The following is a 14,350-nucleotide window of genomic DNA, read 5'->3' as shown; positions in this document are numbered from 1 at the left end:
ACCAACTTATTAACCAAAATATGAATAAAAAAATTTTAACAATCAGCTTAGCTTCTGTTTTGAGCTTGGGTTGCTTTGCCCAAATTAAACCACTTGCTCCCAATAAGGATGCAATTAAATTTGGTCAGGCTATTAATCCAAAATCTGCTTATAACCACCTTTCCGTATTGGCATCTGATGAATACGAAGGTCGCGAAACAGGTACCAAAGGTGCTTGGATGGCAGCAGATTACATTAAAAACTATTTTAAATCAATAGGTTTAAAAGGACCTGTAGACGGCGACTATTTTCAAAAAATTGACCTTGTTAATTATGCAGTTTCCGAAAGCATGTTAACCATAAACGGTCAACCAAAAGAAGCTTATAAAGACTTTGTTATTCCGACAAATTCTGTTGGTATAAATGGTTTCACATTTAGTAGCGATGATATCGTATTTGCAGGTTATGGTTTATCAAAAGATGGGTATAACGACTTCGATGGAATTAATGTTGAAGGAAAAGTTGTCCTTATCTTTGCTGTTGGAGATCCATTACCAAAAGCCGGCGATAAAAATGACAGAAGATCATTAATGATGGCTAGGTCAAAAAAATTAGCTTATTTGAGTCAAAATAAAGCTAAAGCAGTAATTTTAATCGACCCAACATTAGATAATTTGACCGAAGATCGCAAGATTTCTTACACTAAAGGTCAAAATGTAATGAAATCAGCCGAAATGGTTGAGCGCATGAAGAAGCAAACACCTTTTACAACAATTTTAATTTCTACAGCTACTGCAAACGATATTTTAAAAGCCGCAGGCACTTCAGTTGATGCTTTACAGAACAAAATAACAGAGAGTAAAAAACCAGCATCTCAAACGCTTAGTGTTGCAGTTTCTGCAAGTGCAATGAAAAAAGAATTGCCAGTACGTTGCGAAAATGTTTTAGGTTTCTTAGAAGGAAGTGATCCTATCCTTAAAAAAGAAGTTTTAATCTTAACGGGGCACTATGATCACATCGGGATTACACCTGAAGTAGAAGGGCCAGATAAAATTAACAATGGTGCTGATGATGATGGATCTGGTACAACAGGCGTTTTACTAATGGCTAAAGCATTTATGGATGCTAAAAAAGCTGGAAAAGGGCCTAAACGCAGCATTTTATTTATGACTGTTGTAGGTGAAGAAAAAGGACTTTGGGGTTCTGACTGGTATTCAGAGCATCCTGTATTCCCGTTGGAAAACACCATTGCTGATTTAAATACAGATATGATTGGCCGTGTTGGTGAAGAATATTTAGGTAAACCAGATTCTGCAAATTACATTTACTCTATCGGTTCTAACATGTTAAGCAGTGATTTAGGTAAGTTAAGTGAGCAGGTAAATGCAACATATACCAAAATGAAACTAGATTATAAATACGATGATCCTAAAGATCCTGAACGTATTTACTATCGTTCGGATCATTATAATTTTGCTAAGCACGGTATTCCGATTATTTTCTATTATGATGGTATGTTACAACAAGATTATCATAGACCAGGAGATGAAATTAGCAAAATTAATTTCCAACTTTTAGCAAAAAGAGCCCATTTAACCTATTATACAGCTTGGGAATTGGCAAACAGACCAAAGCGCCCTGTTGTTGATATGGACGGAAAAGGCAATCCAAAAAAATAATAAAGTCAAAATATTAAAGCCCCGGCAAAATGTCGGGGCTTTTTTCTGCACATTACTTTTGCTGGAACAAGATTTTCCTATCTTTGAAATATGATGAAGACTGCCGATGAATTCTTAGAAAAATCTGATGAAAAAGCTTTCGATCTGCCTCACCGTAAAACCATTAATTATAATATTGGTAAATATAATGCGGCCGTAGAACGTGGCTTATCTAAATTTGAAAATCTGGAAGCATCAAAGAAGAAAGCAAATGTGATTAAGTGGCGTGTGATGGAAAATCTGGATAAGTTTCTTCCAGAATTTGAAGCAAATTTTCAGCGTCGTGGTGGTAAAGTGATTTGGGCAAACGATGCTGAAGAAGCACAACGTGAAATCCTGAACATCATCAAAAGAAATAATGGTAAAACGGTTATCAAATCAAAATCCATGACGACCGAAGAAATTCATTTAAACGAATTTCTTGAAAGCAACCAAATAGAATCATTAGAAAGCGATTTAGGAGAATATATTGTTCAATTATTAGGGCAACCACCCTATCATATTGTAACGCCTGCCATGCACCTCAGTGCTGTAGAAATTGCCAAGCTTTTTCATGATAAATTTGGCACTCCTCTGGATGCAACTCCTGAGCAGCTTACCCAAAAAGCCAGAGAATTACTTCGAGATAAATATTTAAATGCGGATATAGGCATTAGCGGGGGCAACTTTTTAATAGCTGATACTGGCAGTATTGCCCTTACAGAAAATGAAGGAAACGCCCGTTTAAGTACTACTTTCCCTAAAATACATATTGCTATTGTTGGTATAGAAAAGATTATTCCTTCTATGGCTGATCTGGATTTATTTTGGCCTTTACTAGCCTCACATGGAACAGGACAAAACCTTACCGTTTACAATACTATTTTAAGTGGCCCACGGCAACCAAATGAAACCGATGGCCCTGAAGAAATGTATGTAGTTTTGCTTGATAATGGCAGAACAAATCTTTTAGCGCAAAAAGAACAACGCCAGGCGCTTTACTGCATTCGTTGTGGTGCTTGTTTAAACGCTTGCCCAGTTTATAAAAATATTGGCGGTCATACCTATAATACAACTTATAGCGGCCCAATTGGCTCTATCATTACACCACATTTAAGGGGCATGGAAGAATTTAAACACTTAAGCTATGCTTCCAGTTTATGCGGCAAATGTTCAGAAGTGTGCCCTGTTAAAATTGATATTCATAAAATGTTATTGCTTAACCGTAGAGATGCGGCAGCAACGCATGAAAATGGAAAAGTTGAAGAAGTTGGCTGGAGCATGTTTAGTAAAATGATGCAAAAACGCAAATGGATGGATTTCTTCGGTGGAAAGTTTAAAAATTTCATGCTAAAAACTTTCTTTAAAAAGAGTTGGGGTAAATATCGTGAAATGCCAAAAGTTGCCGATAAATCGTTTGCTAAGCAATGGGAAGAAATTAAAAAGAGTAAAGAATAATAAGTTTATTAACTTTAATTCGAAAACCAAATAACCAAATTTATGCAGTTCAACCGTAAAGATAAAGACGACCAATTTTTATTAGAGATTTATAAAAAGTTGCTTTATCCCAGAATGGTTGAAGATAAAATGCTCAAATTGTTGCGTCAAGGCAGAATTGGGAAATGGTTTTCGGGTATTGGGCAAGAAGCTATTGCCGTTGGGAGTACAATGGCTATGCAGGCAGAAGAATATATTTTGCCAATGCACCGTAACCTCGGTGTTTTTACTTCCCGTAATATTTCCCTGAAAAAATTAATGGCTCAATGGCAGGGCAAATTAACTGGCTTTACAAAAGGAAGAGATCGCTCCTTCCATTTCGGTACGCAAGAGCATAAAATTATTGGAATGATTTCTCACCTTGGCCCTCAAATGGCATTGGCTGATGGAATAGCGCTTGCCGATGTTTTGGCAAAAAAACAACATGCAACCTTAGTTTTTACCGGAGAAGGTGCCACCAGTGAAGGCGATTTCCACGAAGCGGTAAACGTTGCTGCAGTTTGGAATTTACCCGTAATTTTCCTGATCGAAAATAATGGATATGGTTTATCCACCCCCATAAACGAGCAATTTAAATGCAAAAACCTGGTTGATAAAGCTATTGGTTATGGCATTGAGGGCGTACAAATAGATGGAAATAATATTTTAGAGGTTTACGATACAATAGATCGCATTGCGAAAGATATTCGCAAAAACCCAAGACCTGTATTGCTAGAGTGCTTAACCTTTAGAATGCGTGGGCACGAAGAAGCATCAGGAACCAAATATGTGCCGCAAGAACTATTTGACGAATGGGAGAAGAAAGATCCTTTATCAAATTATGAAAACTTTTTAGTTGAAGAAGGAATTCTAAATTCGGATGCTATACACAATTTAAAGGCTCAGTTTAAATCAGAAATAGAACTAGAAGTTGAGGAAGCTTTTAACGAACCAGAGCCAACTGTAAATTCGCTCACAGAGGAAAGCGATATGTATTTTCCCTATCAGCAGGAAATTGTTGAAGCAGAATTTACCACAACTGAAAAACGATACTTAGATGCCATAACCGATGCATTGGATTTAGCGATGCAGAAATACCCAAGCCTGGTTATTATGGGGCAAGATATTGCCGATTATGGTGGTGCTTTTAAAATTACCGATGGCTTTACTCAAAAATATGGTAAAGGGCGGGTAAGAAATACACCAATTTGCGAATCTGCTATTGTGGGTACAGGCCTTGGCCTTTCTATCAATGGATATAAAGCTGTTGTAGAAATGCAGTTTGCTGATTTTGTAACGGTAGGCTTTAATCAAATTGTAAATAATTTAGCTAAAACACATTATCGTTGGGGTGAAAAGGCTGATGTTGTAGTTCGAATGCCTACAGGTGCAGGCACTGGTGCGGGGCCATTTCATTCGCAAAGCAATGAGGCATGGTTTACCAAAACGCCAGGACTTAAAATTGTATATCCAGCCTTTCCTGAAGATGCTAAAGGCTTACTTCTTGCAGCAATTGAAGACCCTAATCCGGTTTTATATTTCGAACATAAATATTTATACAGAAGTTTAACTACCTCGGTACCTGATGGTTATTTCACCACAGAAATTGGCAAGGCTGCAGTGCTTGCCAATGGGAGTAAATTTGCCATAATTACTTATGGTTTGGGTGTGCATTGGGCACTTGATTACCTCAAAAACAACCCTCAAAGTGGTGCTACCATCATTGATTTACGCACATTGCAGCCCTGGGATAAAGAAACTGTTCTTAATGCCGTTAAACAAACAGGCAGGGTTTTAATACTACATGAAGATACCCTAACAAATGGCTTCGGAGCAGAAATATCTGCCTGGATTGCTGAACATTGCTTTCAATATTTGGATGCACCGGTTATTCGATGTGCAAGTTTGGATACCGCCATACCAATGAGTAAAATATTGGAGGATGACTTTTTAGCTAAAGCCCGGCTAACAGCAAGTGTTGATAAGCTTCTTAAATATTAAAAATGAAATTTAACAGCAGAAAAAGTACACGGTTTAAAATCATGATTATAGCCGTTGTTATCTTATCCCTGAGTACAACAATTTTTAGTGATCTAAACAGTGATTCAGCTTTCTCAACCGTATTTTCTACAGTTATTTGTGTGGCAACAATCGCCTTTTTATTATGGATGTACTTTATTACTTATTATAAAATAGAGGATAACAAGCTGATGTATAGAAGTGGACCAATAAATGGCAAAATATTGATCGCTCAAATAATAGAAATACAAACTAATGCAAGTAATTTTGTTGGCTTGAAGCCTGCAACGGCTAGTAAAGGAATAATTGTAAAATATAATCGCTGGGATGAAATTTATTTAAGCCCCGAGCGTGAAAAAGATTTTATTACGGCATTATTAAAAATCAATCCCGCAATAAAAGTCGATATAAAATAGCAGATAGCTAAAAACACAAAACATGAGCAATTTTAAAGTTGAAGGTAATATTGTTGACATTGCCAAAAGAACTATTTTTTTTGGTGAGGTTGAAGTTGAAGACGGTAAAATAAAATCCATCAATTCCCTAGCAAATTCAGCCAAAAAAGATTCAAACTATATCCTTCCAGGCTTTATTGATAGCCATGTACATATAGAAAGTAGCATGCTTATTCCGAGTGAATTTGCACGTTTAGCGGTTGTTCACGGTACGGTTTCAACTATAAGCGATCCGCATGAAATTGCCAATGTTTGTGGCATGGAAGGTGTAGAATTTATGATCGACAATGGCAATACCGTTCCTTTCAAATTTAATTTCGGTGCCCCAAGCTGTGTTCCCGCAACAATTTTTGAAACTGCTGGTGCTGAATTAAATCACGATGATGTTAAAAAACTTTTAGAACGTCCCGAAATAAAATACCTGAGTGAAATGATGAATTTTCCAGGCGTTTTGTATAAAGATGAAGAAGTGCTTAAAAAGATTGCCGCTGCTCATGAATTAGGTAAACCTGTTGATGGGCACGCTCCTGGCTTACGTGGAGATGCTGTGCAACAATATATTGATGCCGGGATTTATACCGATCATGAGTGTTTTACAGCAGAAGAGGCGCTAGATAAATTACAAAGGGGAATGAAAATCCTGATTAGAGAAGGTAGTGCCGCGAAAAATTTTGAAGCCCTGATTGACTTACTAAATGACTGGCCAGAAATGATGATGTTTTGCAGCGATGACAAACATCCTGATAGCCTTGTCGAAAATCATATTAATGAGCTTTGTGCAAGGGCCATAGCAAAAGGTATTGATGTTTTCAATGTACTACAAGCGGCCTGTATTAATCCGGTTCTTCATTATAAACTAGATGTAGGAACGTTAAATGTTGGTGATTTTGCTGATTTTATTGTTGCAGAGGACTTATTAAACTTTAAAATTAAGCAAACTTACATTGATGGAATTTTACTCGCTCAAGATGGTAAGGTTGTAGGAGATTGGGTAAAACATATTGCAGACCGCGAATCTGTTAATCAATTTTCTTGTAGTTTAAAAAACGAAAAAGATTTTATTTATCCATTTACCGAGCAGATTGAAATTCCTGTTATTGAGGCTCTGGATGGCCAGTTGATTACTAAGAAATTATTTCATAAGCCTAAAGTTGAAAATGGAAATATAGTTAGTGATTTAGAAAACGACATTCTAAAAATGGTTGTTGTTAATCGCTATCATAATGCACCCATAGCGGTTTCGTTTGTTAAAAATTTCGGCTTAAAAAATGGTGCTATAGCATCTAGTGTTGCCCACGATAGCCATAATATTATAGCTGTTGGCATTGATGATAAAAGTATTTGCGAGGCTGTTAATTTAATTATTAAAGAAACGGGCGGAGTTGCAGCTCTAGGCAATGGAAAAGAGGAAATTTTACCACTACCCGTAGCGGGTTTAATGAGCAATCATAATGGTTATGAGGTTGCAGATCGTTATACATCTATTGATAAATTTGCAAAAGAATTGGGTTCTACTTTAATTGCCCCTTTCATGACGCTTTCTTTTATGGCTTTACTCGTTATCCCTCACTTAAAATTAAGCGACAAAGGTTTATTTGATGGTGATGAATTTAAGTTTTTGTAGTTTTTAAGGAATTACAACTTAAGCGTTCTAAATACGTAGCTTGATATTCAACACACATAATTAGTGCTGTATAACCTATAGCTTAAAGTTCGGGGCGTATAATTTGATGTTTTTAACAGGCAGCTTAATATTCCGAACCTAAAAACTTATGAAACTAACTATGGGTTGTAAAGTAAGGGATCTAAATCTACCTCGCCAGGTAGCATTTTATTTTATTCTATTAAAAAAACTTCGGCCAAAGGATTAAAAAGATAGATTCGCTTATCATCCAAGCAAACACAACGATAGCGTTTTCTAATTCTATCACCTTTGATAAAACGTCTTCCATCTTTAATTTTAAAATTAGCGTGCAGGGGCAATTGCTCTAAATGTAAGGTATCGGTTTGTGCCGAATCATATTTCTTTAAAGCCCTTGATAAATGCAAATCAGAGCAACTGGAAGCTGCCGGATTAGACATGTAATTGTTGATCGCCTTGTGTACATCTTCTGGGAAAATCTTCATATCAAAGAATGGAACCATCATTCGTTTAAAGTTATTTTTCCATTCGGTTCCATGTGGTTTCACCTTATTTTTAAAATCATTCCACGTTAATAAATGTGCAAATTCGTGTACTGTGGTAACCAGAAAAGAATAATGATTCAGATTAAAATTTACAGAAATCCTGTGTCCTTTATTACGATAAGGATGGCGGTAATCGCCAAGTTTAGTAGAACGGGTTTTGGCTATTTTAAATTCGCATTGAAAATAATCTATCCACTTAGCAATTAGCGGTGCTGCCTCAGCAGGCATATATTGCGCTAAAACATTAACTTTCTCCACAGGGCTAAGATAAATATTTTAAAACTTTTACCACATAAGATATATAAGAACATTTAGAAATGGCAGTTTTTATAAGTTTTAATGTAAATACCTGTAGAATTCATTTACATAAGTTCTTTGTCCAGCTTCAAATATATTTAAGCAATTAAAATTTATCATTAAACCCATTGGCGCACTTAGCAATTTCATATAAGTTAATAGCTGTGCTTCGTGAATAGGTAAGACTTTTTCTATGGCTTTTAGTTCAACTACCAAATAACCTTCAATAAACAGATCACAATAGAGTTCGGTTTCGATTAAAAGATCCTTATAATAAACAGGCACTAACATTTCTGATTTAAAGCCGACTTCACGAATGGTAAGTTCATGCTTTAAACATTTGTGATAAACACTTTCTAGCAGTCCAGGCCCTAAAGATTTATGTACTTCAATTGCAGCTCCGTTTACTTTATAAACTAAATTCTTTAAAGTTACCCTATCCATATATTTCCCTCTATTTATTTAAATGTCTTTATATGCAATTGGTCAAAACCTAATCCACATCTTTTCTTTACCTTCTTAAATGTCCTTCTATGTCTTAAATGGCTCAAAACCTAATTCACATCTCTTCTCTACCTTCTTAAATATCCTTATATGTCTTAAATGGTTCAAAACCTAATTCACATCTCTTGTCTACCTTCTTATATATCTTAAATAGTGCAAAAACTAATCTTCACTTGGGAATAAAGAAGCAAGCGCCATTTTAATTTCTCCAAAAGTATAATCGTTTCCAAGAAAATCCTTAACCACCTTTAGCGATTTAGTTTCCAGGTTTTCTATCGCGGCAATAATATTTTTAAGTTTATTTGATCTCACAAAAGACCTCACATCAAGTTGCTTGGTTGATACATAATATGCCAAATGCCCTTCAATTGTGGTTAAAGATAAGCCACGTTCCTTCGCAATTTCTTGCAAAGTTTTTCCTTGATTATACATTTCAAAAGTCACCAACTTTGTATCAGGCTTCGGATCCTTCTTTTTCTTTTCAACAGGCGTTTTTACCTTAAGCACCGCTCCCTTTAGTTGTACAGCCTTTTGCAACTGCTGGTTTCTTTCAACACTATTTAACAAAGCATCGGTATCTGCCTTACTAAATTCTTTGCCATCAATAATTGCCTTTAACAAGGCCTTACTTTTGTGCATTTTCTTTAGCTGCTCATAAACCAAAATCTCCAGTTCCAGCAATTCAGTTAAATAAGTTTTAACCTGCTTTTCTTCTTTTACACTTTCTATATGATGTAAAAACCGATCGGAAATGCCCTTTACTAAAGGATTAAAATATTTAAGTGCAGCATCTACCCTTTTAGAAACATTAAACAAAGTATGCTCCGTTTGCTGGGCAAGCATGGCTTTTAATTGATTGATAAATGTATCGGCTGTTGCTGTAATCTTTTGAAAATCTACATATAAAGCAGTTGTCCAATCATCATGCTTCTGTTTTGTAGATTTACCCTCACTTTTATCAAAAGTTTGCACATGTTCCTTAATGTAATAACGAATGATATTTAAATCGAAGGCCGTTAATAAATAGCTTTTAATGAAACTATAACTTTCTGCACTAATTTGATCGTTTAAAACATCAGCCGGTTGTTTACTTTTAGAAAAGTAATGAATATTTTGATCCTGTTGCAAACCACCATCACGCAAATGCGAAGTTAAAATAAGCCCCTTTAAAGATCTTAATCGAGAGAGCGCCACATAAGCTTGTCCGGGTGCAAAAGCATCGCCAACATCAATAATAGCTTTATCAAACGTTAAACCCTGGCTTTTATGTACTGTAATTGCCCAAGCTAGTTTTATAGGATATTGAATAAAAGAACCTGCAACATTTTCTTCTATTTCATTAGTTACCTCATTAAGTTTATATTTTACGTTTTCCCATGTGTATGGAGAAATGGCGATAACAATTTTATCTTCTGGGAGTTCAATTTCAATTAAATCTTTGCCAATGTTATGCACAACCCCTATTTTGCCATTGTAATAGCGCTTTTCGATGCCCATATCATTTTTAATAAACATCACCTGAGCACCAACTTTAAGCTCCAAGCTTTTATCATTTGGATAAGCATATTCATTAAAATCACCTTGAATTTTGGCATAAAAAAAATAAGATTTTGTTTCCAGTTGAGTTAAGCGTTCGCGGTTAATACTATCAGCTTTATTATTGTGAGTGGTAAGTGTAATATAGTTTTCATCAGCCGCAGGTTTAAAATCTTGCCTGAAATGCGATTTAAGCAATGCAGTATCCTCTACAGTAATCTTATTGTTCCTTAAGTTATTTAACAAGCCTATAAAAACGTCGTCATTTTGACGATAAATTTTATCCAACTCAATATAAATAGGTGGATTATCCTTTAAGGCAAGTGCATCAAAAAAGTAAATACTTTTATAAAAATGAGCCATTACTCGCCATTCATCATTTTTAACTACCGGAGGCAGCTGATGTAAATCGCCAATAAATAAAAGCTGAACGCCACCAAAAGGTACATTTCTATTTCTTCTGATATAACGTAGAGAAAAATCGATAGCATCGAGCATATCTGCTCGCAACATGCTTACTTCATCAATAACCAACAATTCTAGCTCCTGTAACATGCGGCGTTTATTACCTTGCATGTTAAGGTGTTTTACTATTGTACGAGGTGTGTTAAAGTTAAAACTGATATTTTCATTTATAATTTGACTTGCAGCATCAGGGAAAAAGGCACCAAAAGGCAATTGAAAAAGAGAATGAATAGTAACTCCCGCAGCATTAATAGCCGCAATGCCTGTTGGCGCAGCAATTAATACTTTTTTGTGCGTTGCCTGAATTAGCTTACGCAAAAAAGTAGTTTTCCCTGTACCGGCTTTTCCGGTTAAAAAAACATGCTTGGATGTATAATTAACAAATTTAGCCGCAATTTCTGCAGGCAAGATCGACTCTTCTAAATCGGGCATCAGGCTTTAAATTAGTGGATGGTAAATGCGGGAAGGCAAATAAAAATAACCAATTAAATACAAAAATAGAAATTTTAGCCGGATGGATTTTTTTAATTTTGAATGTATAAGTTTTGAATGAGTGAATGTGGCATTGGCGTTACGCTCTAGTTTCATCATTCAATTCCTTCTCTAATTCAATCATCCTTTAATTCTATAATTTAATTTTTACTATCTTTGCAACCTCATGAAGCACAAGTCGAAACTTCTTTTTTCTGCAAGATTTCTTTAAAGCTTCCTCCTATCTTATAATTTCCTTTTTATTATGCTTAACCCTGAAATAGAAAAACGTAAAACCTTTGCCATTATTAGTCACCCCGATGCAGGTAAAACTACATTAACAGAAAAGTTTCTGCTTTTTGGTGGTGCGATTAATACGGCTGGGGCTGTAAAAAGAAATAAAGCCAATCAAAGCAATACTTCAGATTTTATGGAGATTGAAAAGCAACGTGGAATTTCTGTTGCTACTTCGGTAATGGGTTTTGAATATAGCGGTAAACGCATCAATATCCTGGATACACCCGGCCACAAAGATTTCGCTGAAGATACCTACAGAACTTTATCCGCTGTAGATAGCGTTATTTTGGTGGTAGATTGTGTTAAGGGGGTTGAGGAACAAACTGAAAAATTAATGTCAGTTTGCCGTATGCGTAATACACCGGTAATTATCTTCATTAATAAAATGGACCGTGAGGGTAAGGAAGCATTTGATTTATTGGATGAGATTGAAGAAAAATTAAACATTAGCCTTTGTCCACTTTCATGGCCAATTGGGCAAGGACATACCTTTAAAGGAGTTTACAGTATTTATAATAAGCACTTAAATCTTTTTAATTCTGATAAAACCAAGGTAACAGATTCTGTTGTTGCCGCAAACGATTTAAATGATCCATCGCTATTGGATTATTTAAAGGAAAATGAAATTAACAACCTTAAAGATGATGTAGAACTTGTTGAAGGTATTTATGGCACTGTTGATAAATCTCTTTATACCGAAGGTTTATTAGCGCCGGTATTTTTTGGTAGTGCTATTAATAACTTTGGGATTAAAGAACTTTTAGATACTTTTATTGAGATAGCACCTAGTCCGCGCCACCGCGAAGCGGAAGAACGTGATGTATTGGTTGATGAGAAAAATTTTAGTGGTTTTGTATTTAAAATTCACGCCAACCTAGATCCTAAACACCGCGATAGAATAGCTTTTTTAAGGATTTGCTCGGGCAAATTTGAGCGTAATAAATTTTATTACCACACCCGTCAGGATAAGAAATTAAAGTTTTCTAACCCGATGGATTTCATGGCTAATGAAAAAAGTATAGTGGAAGAAGCCTGGCCAGGTGATGTTGTTGGTTTATATGATAGTGGCAACTTTAAAATTGGCGACACCTTAACAGAAGGTGAAAAACTACAATTTAAAGGGATCCCAAGTTTCTCACCATCTATTTTTAAAGAGGTAGAAAATATGGATCCGCTACGTACAAAGCAATTAGAAAAAGGTATAGAGCAATTAACAGATGAAGGTGTAGCACAGCTATTTGTAATGCAACCTGGTAATCGTAAAGTTATTGGTGCAGTGGGCGAATTACAGTTCGAAGTAATTAATTTTAGATTAGAACATGAGTACGGTGCAAAATGTCGCTTCCGTACATTAAGTTATAGCCGCTCAAGTTGGGTAAACTCTACCGACAAGAAGAAACTTGATGAATTTGTTAAACGTAAACAACAGCACATTGGAGTTGATAAAGAAGCAAATCCAGTGTATTTAGCTGATAACGACTATATGATTAACTTAACAAAACAAGATTACCCAGATATTGATTTCTACAAAACAAGCGAGTTTAAATAATAGTTTGTAACCTTTAAAGGTTAATGTTATTGCAAATTTTAACCTAAAATGGTAAAAATGGCAGATGATAAAAATCTAGAAGATTAATTTTAAGCCCTATAAGCCCTGCTTGTAGGGCTTTTTATATCAGATAATATTTGTAAGCCACTTTTAATGGTAAAACAATGATAATTTAATGCCTTATTGGAATGAAATTTGGGCAATTGATAACATGAGAAAACCTAGCCGATACAAAATAAATACAACCTCATTTGATTATTATTGGACTAAAGGTGCTGGTTTGGAATTACTAAATAAACTTCCGCATCCATTAGACCTTAAAAAGGCAGAATCTTTTGTGCCATATCTATTTGATTTTGATAAGCAAGGCGATGAATTGGTAAATGAATTACACCAAAAAATTGGTTTTGTTAAGGCTCAAAAAACTGTTGATGATTACCTGAAAAATAAAGACAGCATTGATCCTAATTCAAAAAAGCTATTAGATACCTTTTTTGACCAGATTAATGTTGGCCCAGATTGGCTAGATCAGGATTTATTACAATATGGGCTTGATTTCAGTCAGCGTTCTGGCATCTCAGGCTTAATTGTTCTTCGTAATTATTGTTTGATGGGTGGTTATGAATCTGCAGCTATTAATAAACCTTTAATTTATACAGGTGCACTAAAAAAGGGTGCTGCAAAGCGCTTAACAGAAACAACTGTTTTTTGGGTTGATGTTACTGAAAACAATTCGTTATCGGCAAACAAAGCTGGTTTTAAAGCCATTATGAAAACGCGATTTATTCATTCTTTCTCTCGAATAAATATTTTAAAATCTACCGATTGGGAAACTGATAAGTGGGGAATTCCTTTAAATATATGGGATATGCTTGCAACAAACCTTGGCTTCTCTTTAGTTTATATGGTTGGACTTAAAAAAATAGGAATTGTAGCAAATGAGAAAGAGTTAGAAGGCACTTTCCACCTCTGGAAATATATAGGATATTTATTAGGAATCCCTGAACATTTATTGCCTAATAATGAAATTGAAGCAATTGAGGCATTATATTATTGGACCATGACTCAATCTGAAGGTGATGCAGATACCATATTGTTGGCGCAGGCATTACAAGAAGAACCAATACACGCTGCTTATCCTCCGTTCAAAATCGGTCGCAGTATAATGCACGAACTGCATTTATACTATAATCATTTCTTGTTGGGTGATTATTCTTGTAGGCTACTTGGTCTCGAAAAAACTAATATTGGCAAAATTGCTCATCTGAATATTTTTAAGAATAAATTTCAGCACTACAAAATGACTAGCGAAAAGCAGCGACAAAAAGCCATTAAACAAGGGCGCAAAGAACATGAAAATGTTAAGCGCATCTATATGACCTACAACGCAAGATAATTAATGCAAAAGAGCCTGCTTA

10 protein-coding genes are annotated in these 14,350 nt (G+C 35.4%); 7 read left to right on the top strand and 3 right to left on the bottom strand.

From position 1 onward, the window contains the following. Positions 1–20: 20 nt before the first annotated feature. The 5 genes from EHC72_RS04440 (at position 21) to ade (ending at position 7,250) form a co-directional block, all read left to right on the top strand. Positions 21–1,658: a M28 family peptidase gene (locus EHC72_RS04440; protein WP_131536460.1), complete on the top strand. Its 1,638-nt coding sequence runs from the start codon at positions 21–23 to the stop codon at positions 1,656–1,658. A 90-nt stretch (positions 1,659–1,748) separates the two neighbouring features. Continuing rightward, positions 1,749–3,134, top strand: a complete 1,386-nt coding sequence (locus EHC72_RS04435) for a LutB/LldF family L-lactate oxidation iron-sulfur protein (protein WP_131536459.1) — start codon at positions 1,749–1,751, stop codon at positions 3,132–3,134. A gap of 42 nt (positions 3,135–3,176) precedes the next feature. Continuing rightward, positions 3,177–5,153, top strand: a complete 1,977-nt coding sequence (locus tag EHC72_RS04430; protein WP_131536458.1) for an alpha-ketoacid dehydrogenase subunit alpha/beta — start codon at positions 3,177–3,179, stop codon at positions 5,151–5,153. A gap of 41 nt (positions 5,154–5,194) precedes the next feature. After that, entirely contained in the window at positions 5,195–5,587 is a 393-nt protein-coding gene (locus EHC72_RS04425; RefSeq protein ID WP_165585760.1) for a PH domain-containing protein, read from the top strand. Between the two features lie 22 nt (positions 5,588–5,609). Further along, positions 5,610–7,250, top strand: a complete 1,641-nt coding sequence (gene ade, locus EHC72_RS04420) for an adenine deaminase (protein ID WP_131536456.1) — start codon at positions 5,610–5,612, stop codon at positions 7,248–7,250. A 212-nt stretch (positions 7,251–7,462) separates the two neighbouring features. Here the strand turns inward: ade and EHC72_RS04415 are convergent, their stop codons facing one another. The 3 genes from EHC72_RS04415 to EHC72_RS23230 all read right to left on the bottom strand — a co-directional run bounded on the left by EHC72_RS04415 (position 7,463) and on the right by EHC72_RS23230 (position 11,047). Further along, positions 7,463–8,071: a SprT-like domain-containing protein gene (locus tag EHC72_RS04415; RefSeq protein WP_246029369.1), complete on the bottom strand. Its 609-nt coding sequence runs from the start codon at positions 8,069–8,071 to the stop codon at positions 7,463–7,465. A gap of 78 nt (positions 8,072–8,149) precedes the next feature. Further along, positions 8,150–8,554, bottom strand: a complete 405-nt coding sequence (locus EHC72_RS04410; RefSeq protein ID WP_131536455.1) for a GxxExxY protein — start codon at positions 8,552–8,554, stop codon at positions 8,150–8,152. A gap of 222 nt (positions 8,555–8,776) precedes the next feature. After that, on the bottom strand, positions 8,777–11,047 hold the full coding sequence (locus EHC72_RS23230; protein WP_131536454.1) for a helix-turn-helix domain-containing protein: 2,271 nt from the start codon (positions 11,045–11,047) through the stop codon (positions 8,777–8,779). A 304-nt stretch (positions 11,048–11,351) separates the two neighbouring features. On the opposite strand from EHC72_RS23230, the gene EHC72_RS04400 reads away from it, so the two are divergent. Both EHC72_RS04400 and EHC72_RS04395 read left to right on the top strand, forming a co-directional pair. Next, positions 11,352–12,932 carry a peptide chain release factor 3 gene (locus EHC72_RS04400; protein WP_131536453.1) on the top strand — a complete coding sequence of 527 codons (1,581 nt, stop codon included), beginning with the start codon at positions 11,352–11,354 and terminating at the stop codon, positions 12,930–12,932. 175 nt (positions 12,933–13,107) lie between these two features. After that, positions 13,108–14,328: an oxygenase MpaB family protein gene (locus EHC72_RS04395; protein ID WP_246029368.1), complete on the top strand. Its 1,221-nt coding sequence runs from the start codon at positions 13,108–13,110 to the stop codon at positions 14,326–14,328. Positions 14,329–14,350: the final 22 nt, after the last annotated feature.

The sequence above is a fragment of the Pedobacter nototheniae genome (genome assembly GCF_004335085.1).
Classification (GTDB): Bacteria; Bacteroidota; Bacteroidia; order Sphingobacteriales; family Sphingobacteriaceae; genus Pedobacter; species Pedobacter nototheniae.
This window is presented reverse-complemented; position numbering and strand designations above follow the sequence as displayed.